This window comes from Variovorax sp. BGA-UO-ETr-C22 (genome assembly GCF_059567965.1).
Genome location: NZ_JCAQPA010000008.1, coordinates 271290 through 288552, shown reverse-complemented (window position 1 = coordinate 288552; position 17263 = coordinate 271290). Strand labels below are relative to the sequence as shown.

Annotated in this window: 18 protein-coding genes; 14 read left to right on the top strand and 4 right to left on the bottom strand. The window is 62.5% G+C overall.

From position 1 onward, the window contains the following. Position 1 precedes the first annotated feature (1 nt). From AC57B8_RS08865 to AC57B8_RS08800, 14 genes are all read left to right on the top strand, one after another. On the top strand, positions 2 to 421 hold the full coding sequence (locus tag AC57B8_RS08865) for a Zn-ribbon domain-containing OB-fold protein (protein ID WP_496479355.1): 420 nt from the start codon (positions 2 to 4) through the stop codon (positions 419 to 421). After that, positions 418 to 825: a hypothetical protein gene (locus tag AC57B8_RS08860; RefSeq protein WP_496479354.1), complete on the top strand. Its 408-nt coding sequence runs from the start codon at positions 418 to 420 to the stop codon at positions 823 to 825. Before AC57B8_RS08865 ends, AC57B8_RS08860 begins: the two co-directional genes overlap by 4 nt. Continuing rightward, the gene (locus AC57B8_RS08855) at positions 822 to 1256 is read left to right on the top strand and encodes a MaoC family dehydratase (protein WP_496479353.1); all 435 of its coding nucleotides are present in this window, start codon (positions 822 to 824) and stop codon (positions 1254 to 1256) included. The genes AC57B8_RS08860 and AC57B8_RS08855 overlap by 4 nt, the downstream gene beginning before the upstream one ends. After that, complete coding sequence (locus tag AC57B8_RS08850; protein ID WP_496479352.1) at positions 1253 to 2239, top strand: thiamine pyrophosphate-dependent dehydrogenase E1 component subunit alpha; 987 nt, start codon at positions 1253 to 1255, stop codon at positions 2237 to 2239. Before AC57B8_RS08855 ends, AC57B8_RS08850 begins: the two co-directional genes overlap by 4 nt. Then, positions 2236 to 3216: an alpha-ketoacid dehydrogenase subunit beta gene (locus AC57B8_RS08845; RefSeq protein ID WP_496479351.1), complete on the top strand. Its 981-nt coding sequence runs from the start codon at positions 2236 to 2238 to the stop codon at positions 3214 to 3216. The genes AC57B8_RS08850 and AC57B8_RS08845 overlap by 4 nt, the downstream gene beginning before the upstream one ends. Before the next feature lie 36 nt (positions 3217 to 3252). After that, positions 3253 to 4044, top strand: a complete 792-nt coding sequence (locus tag AC57B8_RS08840) for an enoyl-CoA hydratase/isomerase family protein (RefSeq protein WP_496479350.1) — start codon at positions 3253 to 3255, stop codon at positions 4042 to 4044. A 4-nt stretch (positions 4045 to 4048) separates the two neighbouring features. After that, complete coding sequence (locus AC57B8_RS08835) at positions 4049 to 5308, top strand: dihydrolipoamide acetyltransferase family protein (RefSeq protein ID WP_496479349.1); 1260 nt, start codon at positions 4049 to 4051, stop codon at positions 5306 to 5308. Beyond that, a complete protein-coding gene (gene lpdA / locus AC57B8_RS08830) occupies positions 5308 to 6711 on the top strand; it encodes a dihydrolipoyl dehydrogenase (RefSeq protein ID WP_496479348.1) in 1404 nt (467 codons plus the stop codon). The genes AC57B8_RS08835 and lpdA overlap by 1 nt, the downstream gene beginning before the upstream one ends. Before the next feature lie 26 nt (positions 6712 to 6737). Further along, entirely contained in the window at positions 6738 to 7772 is a 1035-nt protein-coding gene (locus tag AC57B8_RS08825) for a Bug family tripartite tricarboxylate transporter substrate binding protein (protein ID WP_496479347.1), read from the top strand. A 69-nt stretch (positions 7773 to 7841) separates the two neighbouring features. Further along, positions 7842 to 9014 carry an acyl-CoA dehydrogenase family protein gene (locus tag AC57B8_RS08820; RefSeq protein WP_496479346.1) on the top strand — a complete coding sequence of 391 codons (1173 nt, stop codon included), beginning with the start codon at positions 7842 to 7844 and terminating at the stop codon, positions 9012 to 9014. A gap of 79 nt (positions 9015 to 9093) precedes the next feature. Beyond that, the gene (locus tag AC57B8_RS08815) at positions 9094 to 10602 is read left to right on the top strand and encodes an AMP-binding protein (protein ID WP_496479480.1); all 1509 of its coding nucleotides are present in this window, start codon (positions 9094 to 9096) and stop codon (positions 10600 to 10602) included. Next, the gene (locus tag AC57B8_RS08810) at positions 10599 to 11381 is read left to right on the top strand and encodes an SDR family NAD(P)-dependent oxidoreductase (protein WP_496479345.1); all 783 of its coding nucleotides are present in this window, start codon (positions 10599 to 10601) and stop codon (positions 11379 to 11381) included. Before AC57B8_RS08815 ends, AC57B8_RS08810 begins: the two co-directional genes overlap by 4 nt. A gap of 81 nt (positions 11382 to 11462) precedes the next feature. Next, positions 11463 to 12212 carry an electron transfer flavoprotein subunit beta/FixA family protein gene (locus AC57B8_RS08805; protein ID WP_496479344.1) on the top strand — a complete coding sequence of 250 codons (750 nt, stop codon included), beginning with the start codon at positions 11463 to 11465 and terminating at the stop codon, positions 12210 to 12212. A gap of 13 nt (positions 12213 to 12225) precedes the next feature. After that, complete coding sequence (locus AC57B8_RS08800) at positions 12226 to 13161, top strand: electron transfer flavoprotein subunit alpha/FixB family protein (protein ID WP_496479343.1); 936 nt, start codon at positions 12226 to 12228, stop codon at positions 13159 to 13161. Positions 13162 to 13504: 343 nt separating this feature from the next. Here the strand turns inward: AC57B8_RS08800 and AC57B8_RS08795 are convergent, their stop codons facing one another. The 4 genes from AC57B8_RS08795 to AC57B8_RS08780 form a co-directional block, all read right to left on the bottom strand. Further along, a complete protein-coding gene (locus tag AC57B8_RS08795; RefSeq protein WP_496479342.1) occupies positions 13505 to 13804 on the bottom strand; it encodes a PaaI family thioesterase in 300 nt (99 codons plus the stop codon). A gap of 1044 nt (positions 13805 to 14848) precedes the next feature. Next, positions 14849 to 15820: a quinone oxidoreductase family protein gene (locus tag AC57B8_RS08790; RefSeq protein ID WP_496479341.1), complete on the bottom strand. Its 972-nt coding sequence runs from the start codon at positions 15818 to 15820 to the stop codon at positions 14849 to 14851. Positions 15821 to 15830: 10 nt separating this feature from the next. Next, positions 15831 to 16682, bottom strand: a complete 852-nt coding sequence (locus AC57B8_RS08785; RefSeq protein ID WP_496479340.1) for an SDR family NAD(P)-dependent oxidoreductase — start codon at positions 16680 to 16682, stop codon at positions 15831 to 15833. Between the two features lie 37 nt (positions 16683 to 16719). Then, positions 16720 to 17244: a carboxymuconolactone decarboxylase family protein gene (locus AC57B8_RS08780; protein WP_496479339.1), complete on the bottom strand. Its 525-nt coding sequence runs from the start codon at positions 17242 to 17244 to the stop codon at positions 16720 to 16722. Positions 17245 to 17263 lie beyond the last annotated feature (19 nt).

Below are 17263 nucleotides of genomic sequence, written 5' to 3'. Positions count from 1 at the left end.
GATGACGATTGCCAAATATCCCTTGCCTCGCCCCAACGTGCAGACCCAGCCCTATTGGGACGGCGCAACCGTCGGCGAGTTGCGCTATCAATGCTGTTCCGATTGCGCCAGCGTGCAACGAATTCCCCGCAGCCTGTGCGAGCAATGCCAGAGCACTCGGCTGGAATGGAGGTCCTCGCAGCGCACCGGCACCGTGCTGACGTTCACCACGGTGTATCGCGCACCGCTGCCCGTGTTCAAGGACATGGTGCCGTACGTGATCGCCATCGTGGACATGGACGAAGGCTTTCGCGTGATGGTCAACGCATTGCCACAGGCGTGCGAGGGACTGGAGATCGGTGCACGCGTGCGGGTGGGATTTCAGGATGTGCATGGCATGGCCCTGCCCGTCATGGAAGCGGTGCTGGAGGTGGCGCCATGAGTGTTGCTCCGATCCTTTTTGAAGACTTCCAGCCCGGCGTCCTCATGGGGGAGTGCGTGCAGGTGTATGACGCTGGCCAGGCGAGGCGCTGGCAGGCCATTTTTGGCAGCCAGCCCGAAGACGGTGCCGACGGGGCTGTCGAAGGTGTCTGCATGGCCGTGGTCAACATGATGCGGGCCTATCTGAACGTGGTCGTGCCACGCCCCCCTGGCAACGTGCATGCCAAGCAAAAACTGCAGATGCACGGCGTTCCCGTGCAAGGCGAGCCCATGCGCGTGACGGTGGTCTGCGCTGGCAAGGAAATGCGCCGCGAGCGGCGTTATGTGGAGCTACAGGTTTCAGGAGCCGGCAATGGTGGCCGCAAGCTCTTTGATGGACTCATCACCTTGATCTGGGCGACATGAGCATGGACCAGATCGCACAGACATCGATCGCCTTGAAGTCCAGCCGTTTGATGGTGACGCAGGACGTTATTCGTGCCTACGCGGAACTGACGAACGATTTCAACCCCATCCACGTGGACGCGCAATTCGCTGCGACAACTCCGATGCGACGACCCATAGCGCACGGAACCATATCGCTGTGCCTGATGTGGCAGTGCATTGGAAAGAACTTCCCGGCCGACGTGCTGGGATCGCTGCAGCTAGACGTTCGTTTCGTAAAACCGGTCTACATCGATGACGAGCTGACGGCCGGCGGCGAGCCAGACAGCGAGACATCTGGTCAGTGGACGGTCTGGGTGCGTGCCCAGGATGGGAGCGACCGCATTGTCGGCGTGCTTCAAAGCGACGAGTCGGGCCCAGGTACGTCAACAAGCATGGAAAAAACGACATGAAGTCCAGCAAAAAGAGCACGAACCAGTCGGAGCGGCTCACTGCGCTCTATCGCACGATGAGCCTGATTCGCCAAGTAGAAACGGCACTTACCCGCCTGTTCGCCAACAGCGAAGTCCCAGGCTTTATCCACCTGAGCATCGGCCAGGAGGCCGTGGCAGCTGGAATCGCCAGCGCGCTATTGCCGCAGGACTCGCTGGCGACCACCCATCGCGGCCACGGCCACGTGTTGGCGCGCGGCATGGACGTGGGTGGATTCATGAAGGAAATCATGGGTCGCGAGGGCGGCCTGTGCAAGGGGCGCGGCGGATCCATGCACGTGGCGGACCTGAGTTTGGGCATCCTGGGCGCCAACGGCATCGTGGGCGCAGGCATCCCCATCGCCTTGGGCAGCGCCATGGCGCACCAGGCGCGAAAGACCGGCGGCGTGGCCGTGGCCTTTTTTGGTGACGGAGCGATGGCCGAGGGTGTGCTGCACGAGACGCTGAACATGGCCGCACTCTGGAAGTGCCCGCTTCTGTTGGTATGCGAGAACAACGGATGGTCCGAGTTCTCACCCACGTCCAGTCAGTTCGCCGCCAAGCTTGAACAGCTTGCGATCGCCTTCGGCGCCAGCTACGCCAAGGTCGACGGCAACAACGTTGTGGCTGTGGCCGATGCGGCCCTGCAGGGGACCGCGCAGTTGCGCGAGGGCAACGGCCCCTACGTGCTCGAGTGCATCACTACACGCGTGCGTGGCCACTTCGAGGGCGACTCCCAAAAGTACCGCGACGCGGGTGAACTGGAGTCCGTACATGAGCACGATCCGTTGACTGCCGCGCGTGCGCAGCTATTGGCCATGGGTGTGGACGCCACTGCGATCGACCTGGCGATTACCACGCAGGTGGATGCAGCGGTGGAAGCCGCTCGCGCTGACTCGCTGCCTACGCTCGAACGCGCCATTCAAGACGTGTACACCCAAACCGTGCAGGAGAACCGTGCATGAGCACCGTTACTGAAATGCGCTACGCAAGCGCGGTCACGCAGGCTCTGCGCGACTGCATGGAGCAAGACCCCACTGTGGTCGTATTGGGCGAGGATGTGGCAAAGGCCGGGGGGTCTTTCAAGGCCACGCGCGGCCTGCTCGACACTTTCGGACCTGGTCGTGTGATCGATACCCCCATCTCCGAATCGGCCATCACTTCAGCCGCGGTCGGCATGGCGCTGACCGGTTTGAAACCCGTGGTCGAGATCATGTTCATGGACTTCATCACGCTGTCCATGGATGCACTGGTCAATCAAGCGGCCAAGGCCCGCTACATGTTCGGCGGCCAAGGTTCCGTGTCGATGGTGCTGCGCACGCCTCATGGCGGTGGCCTGAGCGCCGGGCCGCAGCATTCACAGTGCCTGGAAGCCTGGCTAGCCCACATCCCGGGTTTGAAGGTGGTCTGCCCTTCCTGTCCGCAGGATGCCTACAGCCTGCTTCGCGCGGCCATTGCCGATCCCGATCCGGTCATGTTCATCGAGCACAAGGCCATGTACGCCAACAAGGGTCAAGTCGATACCGCGAAGACCGCGCGCATCGGTGAGGCCCGTGTCGCGCGAGCCGGCCGCGACGTGACGCTGGTGACCTATGGCGCCGCGGTCAACGTGTGCCTCAAGGCTGCGGACCAGTTGAGCAAGGAGGGCGTGGAGGTGGAGGTGGTGGACCTGCGCTCCGTCCAGCCCTGGGACAAGGCGGCGGTGTTGGCGTCACTGTCGCGAACGCATCGCGCCGTGGTGGTGCACGAGGCTGTGCAGGCCTTCGGCGTTGGCGCAGAGATCGTGGCGACCATCGCCGATGAAGGTTTCGACGAACTGGATGCCCCGGTGCTGCGCGTGGCGGCGCCCTTCATGCCCGCACCGTTCGCCAGTTCGCTGGAGAAGGGCTACGCGGTCACGGTGGACCGCGTGGTGGACGCTGTACGCAAGACGCTCGCCTGACCGGGCAGCACTTCAAAAGATACGAGGAAACTTCAGATGTCCGACGAAACCAACCCCATCCTGTGCGAGCGCCAAGGCGCCGTGGGCCTGTTGACCATCAACCGGCCCAAGACGCTCAACGCCTTGAACACGCCTACGTTGCTGGCGCTGGAGGCCGCACTGACAGACCTCGAGCGCGATGCCAGCGTGCGCGTGATCGTGATCACTGGTGCCGGCGACAAGGCCTTCGTGGCCGGTGGCGACATTGCGGACCTGACCAGCCGCCAAGGCCTTCAGCACTACGAGGAGTTCGCGGAGGTGATTCACCGGGTCTTTCGCCGCTTCGAGATATCCGACAAACCCACCATTGGCGCCATCAACGGCTGGGCGCTTGGCGGCGGCACGGAGTTGCTGTTGACGCTCGATATCCGCCTGGTGGCCCAGGAAGCCAAGTTGGGACTTCCCGAAATCAACCTGGGCCTGTTCCCCGGTGCCGGCGGCACGCAACGCATCATTCGGCAGGTGCCTCTGTGCCGTGCCAAGGAACTCATGTTCACCGGCAATCAGATCACCGCGGCCGAAGCTGTGGAGCTGGGCCTGTGCAACCGCGCCGTCCCCCGGGAGCAGCTGATGGAAGAGGTCATGACCGTGGCGCAACAAATCGCACAGAAGTCGCCTCTCACGCTCAAGTTGCTCAAGCGCGCGCTGCGCGACGGTGCCGAGATGCCACTGGGCGCAGCCCTGGCGCACGAGCAAGCCATTATCGGATTGGTGCTTGACAGTCAGGATGCGCACGAAGGCTGCAATGCCTTCCTGGAAAAGCGCAAAGCCCAGTTCATTGGGAAGTGAAAGCATGCGCCGCGAAATCTTGGTACCCAAGCTCGGACTGACCATGTCCGAGGGCGTCTTGGTGGAGTGGATGGTCCAGCCTGGTGAATCATTCAAGGTGGATCAAGGTGTGTTCGTGATCGAGTCGGAGAAGGCTGCCAACGAAGTTGGCGCGGAAGCCGACGGTGTGCTGCTGGAAATCAAGGCACAGGCCGGCGAGACGTTGCCTTGTGGTGCGGTGATCGGCTATTGGGACGACGGACAGCCCGGCGAGGGTGTGCCTTCTGCCGGCGTTGTCGCCGCGCCCGTGGTGCCCGTAGCGGCTGTGGAACTGGCTCCTACATCAATCGCCAACACCAACCCAGTGCAAAACAGCCAGCGCACGCCCATCACGCCCCTGGCTCGTCGTCTGGCGGCGCAGCAGGGCGTCGACTTGGCCGGCGTGACTGGCTCCGGGCCTGGCGGTCGAATCCGCGCCAAGGATGTGGTGGCAACTGCGCAGCGGCAAGTGCACGCCGAACAGGCGTCGGAGCCTGAGAGCAGGGCAAACATCACCGCTGCGGCGGCTGTAGTCCCAGAGGCTATCGGATCGCCAGCAAACGGCACGCTGCGCGTACCGACCGGCCTGGAACGCACCGTGGCTCAGCGCCTGACGGCTGCCAAGCAGAACGTGCCGCACTTCTATCTGGCGGTAGAAGCAGAGATGAGCGCTGTGATGGCCCTGCGCTCGAAGCTCAATGCTTCGCAAACCCGCCAGCGCCTGACATTGAACCACTTCGTGCTTGCCGCCGTGGGTCAGGCCCTGGAGGCCATGCCCGAGGTCAACTGCGTCTGGACGGCAGATGGCATCCTGAGCCTGAACAGCTCCGATGTGGGCATGGCGGTCAATACAGACAGGGGCCTGCTGGTACCGGTGCTGCGCGGCGTTGGTCAGCAGTCGCTGGGGGGCATCGCCAAGCAGGCCGGCGAACTCATTGGCCGTGCGCAAGCCGGCCGCTTGAGCAGCGCTGATATGTCCGGTGGTGCTATTACCGTCTCGAACGCGGGCATGCACGACGTGACCTACATGACGTCCATCATCAACCCCGGCCAGTCAATGATCCTCGGCGTGGGAAGCATTCGTGAGGTGTTCCGCCCTGACGAAAACGGACAGCCCGCTATCCGTCGCGAGATGGGCGTGGTCCTGTCGGCCGACCACCGCGTGCTCGACGGCGTGGCTGGCCTGAAGTTTCTGAAGCTGGTGGTGCAGGCCCTGGCGCAACCCATGGGAATGATGGTGGCGTGATGGCACAACAGGCGCAAAACTTTGATGTCGTCGTTGTCGGTGGTGGCCCTGGAGGCTACGTGGCCGCGCTGCGCGCTGCGCAGCTGAAGTTGCGCACTGCGCTGGTGGAGCGAGAAAGCCTGGGCGGCATCTGCCTGAACTGGGGCTGCATTCCCACGAAGGCACTGTTGCATTCGGCGGATACCGTGCGTCGCATCCGGCATGCGGGTGCGCAAGGGATCACGGTATCGGACCTCCAGGTGGACTTCGGGAAGGTCGTGGCGCGCTCGCGCGATGTCTCGCAGCGCTTGAACCGTGGCGTCACGCACTTGCTGAAAAAGGCGGGCGTGACCGTCTTCATGGGCACAGCAGCACTGGAGTCTGGCAACAGGGTGCAAGTCACTGGAGCCAAGGGCGAGCAGCACTTGCTGCTGGCCAGCCATGTCATCGTGGCCACCGGCGCGCGCGCGCGAGAACTTCCCATGCTTCCCTTCGACGGGGATCGGGTCTGGGGCTATCGAGAGGCTCTGTCAGCGAAGGTACTGCCCAAGTCGCTGGTAGTGATCGGCGCCGGTGCAATCGGCATGGAGTTCGCCAGCTTCTATGCCACCTTGGGAACGCAAGTGACCGTGGTGGAGGCTGCACCCCGCGTGCTTCCTGCCAGTGACGAGGACGTGAGTGCTTTTGCCCAGCAGGCGATGGCCAAGGAAGGCATCCAATTCCTGACGGGTACCACGTTGGTCGCCGGCGAGCGGCAGTCCGACGGCGTGCAACTGACTGTGGAACGAGGCGAAAAGGTGCAACACCTGAACGCGGAGCGCGTGCTGGTCGCCGTAGGGTTGGTAGGAAATTCTGAAGGCCTGGGACTGGAGCACACGCGCGTGGTGATGGACAAGGGTCTGATCCAAGTGGCGGACTGGGGCGTGAGTGCCGAGCCAGGTGTCTATGCGATCGGCGATATCACCGGTGCTCCCATGCTGGCACACAAGGCCAGCCACGAAGGCATCGCCTGCGTGGAGCACATCGCCGGCCTGCGCTCTGGTGTTCAACACCATGCCCCGATTCCTTCGTGCGTATACAGCTATCCGCAAAGCGCCAGCGTGGGGTTGACCGAAGCCCAAGCGCGCCAGTCGGGGCTGACGGTCCGCGTGGGCAAGTTTCCGCTGGAAGGCAACGGCAAGGCCATCGCCATCGACGAGGCTTCCGGCTTCATCAAGACGGTGTTCGATGAAGCCACTGGCGAGTTGCTGGGGGCTCACCTCGTTGGGCCAGAAGCGACCGAGCTGGTGCACGGCTACACGCTGGCGGCCACGCTGGAGGCCACGGAAGCCGAGTTGATGGAGACAGTCTTCCCGCATCCCACCTTATCGGAAGCCATGCACGAAGCTGTGCTGGCGGCATACGGGCGGGCACTCCACATGTGAGTACATGTGAATTCGCGAGAAGCCCCATGCACGGCAAGAACGGTGAGCAATTTCTCGAAACCACTTCAAACACGAAGGAGACAAACATGAATGCATTTCGCAAGTCTGTGACTCTGATGGCGGCAGCTATCGCCGTGGTCGTTGCACCCGCGCAGGCGCAGACCATCCCCCCCAACAAGCAGATGCGCATCATCGTGCCGTACTCGGCGGGCGGCACGTCCGACATCCTCGGACGCAAATTGGCCCAACTGCTCGGAGAGCACCTCGGGCGGCAGGTGATCGTAGACAACAAGGCCGGCGCGGGCGGTGCAATTGGAACCGAGGCCACGGTGCGCGCAGATCCGGACGGCACCACGCTGCTGCTTCACAGCGGCGCCATCGCCACGGAGCCGGCGATCAAGTCCAAGCTGCCGTATGACGTGACCAAGGACCTGGTCGCGGTCACCACGGTGGTCAAGGGGCCGTTCGCGCTTGTCGTGAGCAATGATCTGCCGGTCAAGAACGTGGCCGAGCTTGTGGCCTATGCCAAGGCCAATCCCGGCAAGGTGAACTACGGAACCCCGGGCTTGGGCACATCGGTGCACTTCGCCTCGGAATATTTCAAGGCCATGTCCAAGGCACCTATCACACACGTTCCCTACAAGGGCGCGAGCGCAGCATTGACCGCCTTGATGGGAAATGAGATCCAGGTGGTGATTGACCCCCTGAGCACCGCCAAGAAGTACGCCGAGGCTGGAAAGATGCGAGCACTGGGCGTGACGACAGCCCAACGCACCAATCTCTGGCCGCAGTTGCCCACGATCGCGGAAAGTGGTGTGTCTGGCTTTGACACCGCCGTCTGGTACGGCCTTTACCTGCCAGCGAAAACGCCTCCGGCCACAGTGGAGATGCTCAACAAGGAGCTGGGGGCCATTCTGAAGTCCGATGCCATGCGCAAATGGCTGAACCAGGAGGGGCTTGAACCTGTGGCCGACACGCCGGCGCAGTCTCAGGAGTTCCTGCGCAAGGAGATCGAGCGCTGGAAGTCACTCGCCAAGTCGGCTGGCATTCAAGCTGAATAAGCGATGCCTTCCACTGGTCCACCGACGTGGTGGTCCAGCCCAGTATTTAACTTTTCAAGAGACTGAACCATGGACTTTCGACTCAACGACGAACAGCGCATGATGATCGAGACTGCACGCCAGATCGGCGAGAGTTTCGGTCTGGAGTATTGGCGCCTGAAAGACGCCGCGAAAGCTTTCCCCACGGAATACTGGAAGGCTGTATGCGACGCGGGTCTGGCTGGAGTGGCATTGCCTGAGGAAGATGGTGGCAGTGGGTTGGGCATGATGGAGATGACGCTGATCGTGGAAGCACTGGCGGCGTCCGGCGGAGGCTCCACCGTCGGGCAACTGTTCATGATCAATCCCATCTTTGGTGGCGTCTCCATCTCTCGTTTCGGTAGCGAGGCGATGAAAAGAGAGCTGCTGCCAAAGATCATCAGCGGCGAGATCAACTGCTGCATGGCGTTGACCGAACCCGACGCGGGTACAAACACACTCGAGATCAAGACCTTTGCTTCTGAGGACGGTGACGGCTGGCGGCTGAACGGTCGCAAGATCTGGATCACTGGCGTCGCGTCGGCCCAAAAGATGCTGGTGGTTGCGCGCACCAAGAAGCTGCAGGACTCCACGTCGCGTACCGACGGTCTGAGCATGTTCATGATCGACGTCGAGCGCGCGGGCCTTTCCCATACCCCCATCGACAAGCTGGGAACCTGCACCCTGGACTCCAGCAGCGTCTTCTTTGATGACGTGCGTGTCGAATCTGGCGAGCTGATTGGCACCTTGCACAAGGGCTGGCGCGAGTTGCTGGACGTGCTGAACACCGAGCGCATGGTGACCACCGCCGGTCTGGTGGGAACGGGCGAGCTGGCCATCAAGCTGGCGGTGGACTATGCGAACGATCGCAAGGTTTTTGGTGGCCGCCCGATCAGCAGCTATCAAGGTCTTCAGTTCCCATTGGCCCAGTGTCATGTGGAAGTGGAGTCGGCGCGCCTTCTCAACTACAAGGCCGCGACCAATTTCGATATGGGATTGCCTTACAGCAACGAGGCCAATGCAGCCAAGCTGATTGCTGCCCAAGCCGCGGCCAGGGCCACCGAGCGTTCCATGCAGACGATGGGTGGAATGGGCTACGCCAAGGAGTTCCATGCTGAGCGCCTGTGGCGCGATTGCCGCCTCTTCCGTTTTGCGCCTGTGTCCGAGGAGATGCTGCTGAACTACGTGGCCAATCACGAACTGAAGATGCCCAAGGGCTATTGATATCTCCGAGCGGACTTCGAAATTGAATTCGTTCGACGCATCTGCGGGATGCGAACCGGAAAGCAAAGGAGATCAAATCATGGTTTCGATAGCGGCGAGCGTGGCCTGGTGGGCACGCACAGAACCGAAGAGGTTGGCACTGATCTACGGCGATCAGCGGCTGAGCTATGGGGGCCTGCAACAGCGCGTGGAACACCTGGCGGCGGTGCTATCTGCGCGCGGCGTCGGCGCGGGCGATGTGGTTGCCCTGCTCATGAAGAACAGCGCTGCATTTCTGGAACTGTCACTTGCCATCAGCCATGTCGACGCGGTGTTTCTTCCGATCAACTACAGGTTGGGGGCAGACGAGGTCGGCTACATAGCGGAGCATGCAGGTGTGCGATTGCTCTTCGCCGATGAAGAGTTTGGTGCCTCGGTGCCCCAGTGGATTCCGTCGGTATGGGTTGACGAGGCGGCACAGGCTGACAGTCGAACTCTTGGTCCTGCCGATGTCGCTAAAAATCCGGCCAAATGTGATTCGCAGAGCGAAGACATCTATCGCTTGATGTACACCAGCGGGACGACTGATCGTCCGAAGGGGGTGATGCATACCTATTCCAACATGGCGTGGAAGTGTCTGGATCACATAGCTGCATTGGAGATTGGCAAAGACGACAAGCTGCTTGTGGTGGGGCCGCTGTATCACGTCGGTGCCTACGATTTGCCAGGCGTCGCATTGTGGATCGTCGGTGGAGCGTTGGTCGTGGAGCGCGATTTTGTCGCTGAACGGGCATTGAGCCTCATTGCGCGCGAGAAGATCACGGGCGCATGGATGGCCCCGGTCATGCTCGATCGGTGCTTGACGAGTTCAGAGCGTTCGACCCATGACTTGAGCAGTCTTCGGTGGCTGATAGGCGGAGGGGAGCGAACTCCTGAGGAGAGAATTCTCGATTTCCGCGCGGTCTTCAAAGAAGCACGCTATATCGATGCTTACGGCCTGACAGAAACCTGTTCCGGCGACACGATGATGGTCAAGGGGCGCGAGATCGAGAAAATCGGTTCGACCGGTCGCGCATTGGCGCATGTCGGTTTGGCAATCATGGACGAGGATGGAAATCGCTTACCTCCCGGCATTCAAGGCGAGGTTTGCCTGCGTGGCCCGAAAGTGACGCCAGGATACTGGCGCGATGAGGCCAAGAATCAGGAGAGTTTTTTGGGCGAGTGGTTCCGCACTGGCGACGTAGGTTACCTCGATGCCGAGGACTTCCTGTACCTCACCGATCGCAAGAAGGACATGATCATCAGCGGCGGAGAGAACATTGCGTCATCGGAAGTCGAACGCGTGCTCTATCAAATTCCAGAAGTTGCTGAAGCTGTGGTCATCGGACTGCCGGACGAGCGTTGGGGGGAGCGAGTGACGGCTGTGATCGTGTTGCGAACTGGAGCAGTTCTGAGCCTTGAACAGGTACGCCTGCACTGCAATGGACGTCTTGGAGGATTCAAGACTCCGAAGCAATTGGTACTGCGGAGCACCTTGCCCAGAAATCCTTCTGGAAAGGTACTCAAGCGTGTCCTGAGAGAAGAAATTACCAAAGAGAGCACATCATGACGCCTACTAAGGAATTCCATCAGCAGACGGTCGTGGTCACCGGAGGCGCTAGTGGCATCGGTGAGGCATGTGCTTCCCTGTTTGCCAGTTTAGGGGCGCTTGTTCTTGTTGCAGACCGAGACACAGCAGCCGCTGCCCTAACTGCTGATCGTATCGGTGGTGTCGCGCTACAGATCGACGTTGGGGAAGAGAGCTCAGTCACTGCAGCAGCGAACTGTGTCCGGGACAACTATGGCATGGCCGATGTTCTGGTGAACTGTGCCGGCGTTTTGCAACGTACGTTGCCGCCGGGGGAGTTGAGTCAGCGTGAATGGGATTTCGTCTCTCACGTGGATCTGCGAGGGAGCTACCTGTGTTGTGCTGCCTTTGGCGTATTGATGGCTCAAAGAAACTGCGGAAGCATCGTCAACATCGCGTCGGTGGCAGGTATGCGCTCCGGGCCACTGCATTCCTACGGGCCTGCCAAGGCCGGTGTCATCAGCCTCACTGAGTCGCTGGCTGGTGAGTGGGGACCCAAAGGAGTGAGAGTGAACTGTGTTTCACCCGGCTTTACGCAGACCCCGGCCCTTGATAGAGGTTTTTCGACCCAAACGCTGGAAGCAGAAGATCTACGGAACTCCTCCGCTCTTGGGCGACTCGTGATGGCCGAGGAAATTGCACAGGCAGTACTGTTTCTTGCATCAGGTCGAGCTAGTGCGATCACCGGAGTTAACTTGCCGGTCGATGCCGGCTATCTTGTTGCCGGGTCTTGGGGAGCATATGGAGGGTTGAGGCGATGAAATCGTGTGTTGCCCGTGGATTTTTCGTTTGGTGGTATGGGGCGGCATCATTCAACTAAAGAATAGCTAGGAACAAAGAAGATGAAGGTTCTTGTGCCTGTCAAGCGGGTCGTCGATTACAACGTGAAGGTGCGCGTCAAGAGCGACGGCACCGGGGTGGACATTGCCAACGTCAAGATGAGCATGAACCCCTTCGACGAGATCGCTGTCGAAGAGGCCGTGCGCTTGAAGGAAAAGGGCCTCGTGACCGAAGTCATCGCCGTGTCCTGCGGCGATGCCAAGTGCCAGGAAACCCTGCGCACCGCGATGGCCATCGGCGCCGACCGCGGCATCCTGGTTGAGACCACCGAAGAGCTGCAGCCGCTGGCCGTGGCCAAGCTGCTCAAGGCACTGGTCGACAAGGAACAGCCCCAGCTGATCATCCTGGGCAAGCAAGCCATCGATGACGACGCCAATCAAACGGGCCAGATGCTGGCTGCTTTGGCCGACCTGCCGCAAGCCACCTTCGCCTCGAAGGTCGACCTGGCGGCCGACAAGGTCACCGTCGCACGCGAAGTCGACGGCGGCATGGAAACGCTGACGCTCACGCTGCCCGCGGTCATCACGACCGACCTGCGCCTGAACGAGCCGCGCTATGTGACGCTGCCCAACATCATGAAGGCCAAGAAGAAGCAGCTGGATGTCTTCAAGCCCGAAGACCTGGGCGTGGACGTCAAGCCCCGCCTGAAGACCCTGAAGGTCAGCGAGCCACCGAAGCGCGGTGCAGGCATCAAGGTGCCTGACGTTGCCACCCTGGTGGACAAACTGAAGAACGAAGCCAAAGTGATCTGAGGAAGAAACGAACATGACCGCACTCGTCATTGCCGAACACGACCACGCCAGCATCAAGCCGGCGACCCTCAACACCGTGACTGCCGCCCTGGCTTGCGGTGGCGACGTCCACATCCTCGTGGCCGGTGCCAACGCAGCCGAAGCCGCCAAGGCCGCTGCGCAGATCGCCGGTGTTTCCAAAGTGATCGCTGCCGACAGCGCATCGCTGGCAGAAAACCTCGCCGAGAACGTCGCTGCTCAAGTGCTCGCGATCGCAGCGAACTACAGCCACATCCTGCTCCCCTCGACCGCCAACGGCAAGAACGTCGCACCGCGCGTGGCCGCCAAGCTCGATGTGGCGCAGATCTCCGACATCACCAAGGTCGACAGCCCGGACACGTTCGAGCGCCCGATCTACGCCGGCAACGCCATTGCCACCGTGCAGAGCACCGACGCCACCAAGGTGATCACCGTGCGCACGACCGGCTTCGATGCCGCAGCCGCCACCGGTGGCAGCGCAGCGATCGAAACCGCTGAAGGCGTCGCAGACAGCGGCAAGAGCAGCTTCGTCGGCCGTGAAGTCACGAAGAGCGAACGCCCCGAACTGACCGCCGCGAAGATCATCGTCTCCGGTGGCCGTGCGCTGGGCAGCGCCGAGAAGTTCACCGAAGTGATGGCGCCGCTGGCCGACAAGCTGAACGCCGGCCTGGGCGCCAGCCGCGCAGCCGTTGACGCAGGCTACGCCCCGAACGACTGGCAAGTGGGCCAGACCGGCAAGATCGTCGCGCCGCAGCTGTACATCGCCGCAGGCATCTCGGGCGCCATCCAGCACTTGGCCGGCATGAAGGACTCGAAGGTCATCGTCGCGATCAACAAGGACGAAGAGGCTCCGATCTTCTCGGTGGCCGACTACGGCCTCGTGGCCGACCTGTTCACGGCCGTGCCCGAGTTGGTTCGTTCCCTGGGTTGAAAAGTCACGTCCACGATGCCGTCCAAGGTCGAAGTTCAGCGCGACATCGGGCGCACCAGAGACGAAGAAGTCTCGCGCGCTTACCGCGGTGACTGGCTCAGTCAGGTCACATGCTGTCGACCTCGCCCGGCTTCAGCAAGAAAGCCTTCATCGGACTATTACTTTTGAAGCACTGCAGCCATTGCTTCCCTGGAGGCCAAGGTCTTTTGCTTCATGGTCCGATCAACGAATCAACCGGGATGGTGGTGGATCTTCGGCACTGAGCGGCGTGATGCGACGTCCAGGCAATGTATGCGTCGCCGCGGACGAGGTGCTGCACGGCGAATGTGCTGCACCGTGCAGGCTAACGTCGAATGGAAGAAAATACCGCGCTCGCGCGGAAGGCCAGGTCCTTCCCGATCCTTCCCTCACAAGCCGTGAATAGCAGCTTCTTGCCTTGCTTGTCCAATCGGCTTCGGACCTCGAGCCACTGTCCCGCCGGCACGCGAGCCAAATAGTCGACGGCGAGATGGACCGTGGCGATCGGTCCGCCAAGGGCTTTGGCGGCAAGGCTGCCCATAGCGTTGTCGGACAGGCATGCCACCATGCCCCCATGCCCCCATGCATAACATCCTGGTGGTTCAGATGCCTGGTCTGTACCCACAGGCCGACGACGCGCTCCTCGTCGACGTCGTTACGCGCGTACAGTTGCCCCCACAGTTCCATGAAGGGGCTGATGGCCGCGTACGGCTCGAAGCCAGGAGGTGGCACTTCCGTGTTGTTGGTGGGATCGATTGCCAAATTCGTCTTTCATTCACCGCCAGCGTGGCGATGGTGGTCAGAAAATTGTTCTGGATTCTCCTCTCGGCTATCACGAGGCCGAGCCCGGGAAGGTGTGGTCGACGTACTTGAGGAAAGCCTCCGCTGCGCCGTCACGCGGCACCCCGGGCCGGGTAGTTCGTTCAACAGGGGGCATACGGATGCGAGCTCGGCACACAGCCTGCTGATCACGGATTGCGTCATATGCTGCATGTTCTCAGCGACCGCGCGAAGCTGTGTCGCTCATACATGGCACAGAACACACGGAGCTGCCGCAAAGTCAAGCTCATTCCCATGAGGCTGATTATCTGTGGTTGGGTGCTGCTCCCTTGGCGCGCACTCGTTCCCCAAAAGACGTGACTGGCGAAGTCAACTGGTATGTTGATGACAACACCGCCGGTCATGCTTGCCCCGCCTCCCCAACCCCACTGCTTCGGTAGCGACAAGGAAGCCGCAAGATGAACTCGATTCTTCCGATCGGCGTACATGGTCGCGCCGCGATCGATGGCCTGGCCCTAGCCGGGCTGGTCACCTCTACCAGCGCTGGAGGACGGTTAGGGCCGACGTCCGCGCGTGCGGCTCGATGGCCCTGAGCGGCGTCCTCCAGCGCACTACCAGTGCCATCTCGGAGAAGGAGGCTCAGCGCAACCAGCGTCAGTGCCGCCGCCCAGGCGGTTAATCAGCGGGCCGACCACCAGCATGCAGCTGGTAGATGGCGATCGAAAACTGCACCCTCGCAGGTTCAGCGCCACCGTGGGAATGGACAACCGGTAGACGGAGGAAGCGAACACGTCCAGCTCCGGCGGTGAGCCCATCAGCCAGTGCGGCGGCAGACGCTGAGGCGCTTCTGCCGTACAGGGCATCGTCTCGTTCGCGGGCGCGCTGCGGCTCAGGCCAGTGAGAGCACGATCTTGCCGAAGTGCGCGTCGCTCGCCATGTGGTCCAGCGCCTGCTCGGCATCGTCGAACGCGAAGCTGCGGTCGATGGGCAGGCTCAGGCGGCCAGCGGCCAGATGTCCCGCCAGGTTCTGCCACATGCGCGCGTTGATCTCGCGCACTTCATCGACCGTGCGCGTGCGAAAGGTCACGCCGATGTAGCGGATGCGGCGCAGCGCGTGCAGGTCGAAATCGAAGTCGGCATGCGTTCCGGCCAGGCGCCCGACGTTCACGATGCGTCCGCAGAGGGCCGCGGCCGCCAAGTTCTGGTTGGCCGCGGGCCCGGCGAGCTGATCGACGATCAATGCCACGCCGCGTCCACCGGTCGCCTCGCGCACCTGCGCCGACCACTGCGGGTCGCGGCTGTCGAGCGCCAAGTCGGCGCCGAACTGCGCCAGGCGCACGCGGCGTTCGGCACGGGTCGAGGTGCCGATCACCAGCCCGGCGCCCAACGCCCTCGCGATCTGCAGGCCCATCAGGCCCATGCCCGATGCGGCACCCTGGATCAGAACCGACTCACCCGAGCGTAGGCCGCCGTTCGTCACGATCGCGTCGTGCATCGTCTGCAACCCCACCGGCAGCACCGCGGCTTCCTCGAAGCCCATGGTACGCGGCAGGTGCATCACGCGCCCACGGTCGGACACGGCATATTCGGCAAAGGCGCCTCGGCCGGAGCCCATCACCGCATCACCGGTCGCGAAGCCGTGGACGTTGGTACCGGTGCGCACCACCTCGCCAGCCCATTCCATGCCCAGCACGGTGCCCGGTCCGCCCCGGTTTCCGTGCATGCGACCGCTGCGCATGCCGAGGTCGGCGCGGTTGAGCGCGCAAGCACGCACGCGCACCAACACCTCGTCTGGTCCGGGCTGCGGCACATCGACGTCTGCGAGTGAGGCACCCTCGCCCGTGACGACGATCGCCTTCATTGCTCCCGGCTCACGTACGGCTGACGCCGACGCCGAGTCCGCCGTCGACCATCAGCGCATGCGCATTCACGTAGCTCGATTCGTTGGAGATCAGGAAAAGGCAGGTATAGGCCACCTCCCAGCCGGTGCCCTGGCGGCCGAAGGGCACAGCGGCCGCGCGGCCGGGGCGGCGGCGCGTGGCGTCGCGTCCCATCGGCGTGTCCATCAGGCCCGGCAGCACCGAGTTGCAGCGGATGCCCTTGGGTTCGCCCGCAACCGCGATCGCCCGCGCCAGCGAGACCTGTGCAGCCTTCGACGATTCGTAGGCCGGGTTGCGGCCTGTGTTGCGCTGGCTTGCGAGCGAGGACATCAACACGATCGACGAGCCCGGCGCCATCACCTCCAGCGCCGCCTGGCTGAACAGCATATGGCTGCGCACGTTGACCGCGTACTCCTCGTCCCAGTCCGCAGCGCTTTGCCTGGCGAGGGGGAGCCCACGCGAGATGCCGACGTTCAGCACCAGGCCGTCGAGGCCGTTGAGGCGCTCGGCGCAGCGCTGCACCAGCGGCGCGATCGCCGCTGCGTCGCGCACGTCGGCCACCTCGGCGAAGGCACTGCCACCTTCGCGCACGACCTGCTCGCAGGTGGCATCGACGCCGGGTGCCGACATGTCAACGCAGGCCAAGCTGGCGCCCTCGCGCGCGAACAGCAGCGAGATCGCGCGGCCGTTGCCGACCGGTGGGTTCTCCTCAGGGATGGGGCGCTGGCCGGCTCCGATCACCAGCACGCGACGGCCTTGTAGCCGTCCGCGCCCGGGCGCCTGGCCCAGCGTTTCGGGGTGCATCTGCAGGGCAGGGTCGAGTTCTTGGGGTGCGAGGTTCATGGCGTTTCTTGAAGAGGCGTTGTTCGGAAGGGGGGACTCATTCGACGGTTCCTGGCGGCTCGATGTCGACCTCGAAGTTCTCGAGGAAGCGGCTCACCAGCATGTAGAAGCCGATGACCAACACCAGCTCCGCGACTTGGCCCTGTGACAGCCGTGCGCATAGCGCCTCGAACATCGCATCGGGCGCCTTCACGTGCAGCACCACCTGGTCAGTGAACTCGAGCACCATCGTCTCGGTCTCGTCGAGCGCGGAGCGGTCAGCATCCTTCTCTAGCGCGGTGATCTTGTCGTCGGCCAGGCCGACACGGCGCGCCACACGCTTGTGCTGGTGCACCTCGTAGCTGGCATCGCAGAGGATGCCGGTACGCAGGATGGCGATCTCACGCAGCTTCGAGTCCAACGTGTTCTCGCGCAGGATCGCGCCGCCAAGGGCCAGGAAGCCCTCGGCCGCCTTTCCGGCGTGCGGCAGCATGCGATAGAGGTTGAGCGGCGGCCGTGAGGCGATCAGCCGGGTGTATGACTCGGACGCTTTTTCAAGGTCGAAGTAGGGGATGCGCGCCATAGATCTCTTTCGATGGGAA

Excerpts from the sequence above, each read along its gene's own strand:
- AC57B8_RS08865 (WP_496479355.1), top strand. The coding sequence starts at position 2 with ATGACGATTGCCAAATATCCCTTGCCTCGCCCCAACGTGCAGACCCAG.
- AC57B8_RS08860 (WP_496479354.1), top strand. The coding sequence starts at position 418 with ATGAGTGTTGCTCCGATCCTTTTTGAAGACTTCCAGCCCGGCGTCCTC.
- AC57B8_RS08855 (WP_496479353.1), top strand. The coding sequence starts at position 822 with ATGAGCATGGACCAGATCGCACAGACATCGATCGCCTTGAAGTCCAGC.
- AC57B8_RS08850 (WP_496479352.1), top strand. The coding sequence starts at position 1,253 with ATGAAGTCCAGCAAAAAGAGCACGAACCAGTCGGAGCGGCTCACTGCG.
- AC57B8_RS08845 (WP_496479351.1), top strand. The coding sequence starts at position 2,236 with ATGAGCACCGTTACTGAAATGCGCTACGCAAGCGCGGTCACGCAGGCT.
- AC57B8_RS08840 (WP_496479350.1), top strand. The coding sequence starts at position 3,253 with ATGTCCGACGAAACCAACCCCATCCTGTGCGAGCGCCAAGGCGCCGTG.
- AC57B8_RS08835 (WP_496479349.1), top strand. The coding sequence starts at position 4,049 with ATGCGCCGCGAAATCTTGGTACCCAAGCTCGGACTGACCATGTCCGAG.
- lpdA (WP_496479348.1), top strand. The coding sequence starts at position 5,308 with ATGGCACAACAGGCGCAAAACTTTGATGTCGTCGTTGTCGGTGGTGGC.
- AC57B8_RS08825 (WP_496479347.1), top strand. The coding sequence starts at position 6,738 with ATGCACGGCAAGAACGGTGAGCAATTTCTCGAAACCACTTCAAACACG.
- AC57B8_RS08820 (WP_496479346.1), top strand. The coding sequence starts at position 7,842 with ATGGACTTTCGACTCAACGACGAACAGCGCATGATGATCGAGACTGCA.
- AC57B8_RS08815 (WP_496479480.1), top strand. The coding sequence starts at position 9,094 with ATGGTTTCGATAGCGGCGAGCGTGGCCTGGTGGGCACGCACAGAACCG.
- AC57B8_RS08810 (WP_496479345.1), top strand. The coding sequence starts at position 10,599 with ATGACGCCTACTAAGGAATTCCATCAGCAGACGGTCGTGGTCACCGGA.
- AC57B8_RS08805 (WP_496479344.1), top strand. The coding sequence starts at position 11,463 with ATGAAGGTTCTTGTGCCTGTCAAGCGGGTCGTCGATTACAACGTGAAG.
- AC57B8_RS08800 (WP_496479343.1), top strand. The coding sequence starts at position 12,226 with ATGACCGCACTCGTCATTGCCGAACACGACCACGCCAGCATCAAGCCG.
- AC57B8_RS08790 (WP_496479341.1), bottom strand. The coding sequence starts at position 15,820 with ATGAAGGCGATCGTCGTCACGGGCGAGGGTGCCTCACTCGCAGACGTC.
- AC57B8_RS08785 (WP_496479340.1), bottom strand. The coding sequence starts at position 16,682 with ATGAACCTCGCACCCCAAGAACTCGACCCTGCCCTGCAGATGCACCCC.
- AC57B8_RS08780 (WP_496479339.1), bottom strand. The coding sequence starts at position 17,244 with ATGGCGCGCATCCCCTACTTCGACCTTGAAAAAGCGTCCGAGTCATAC.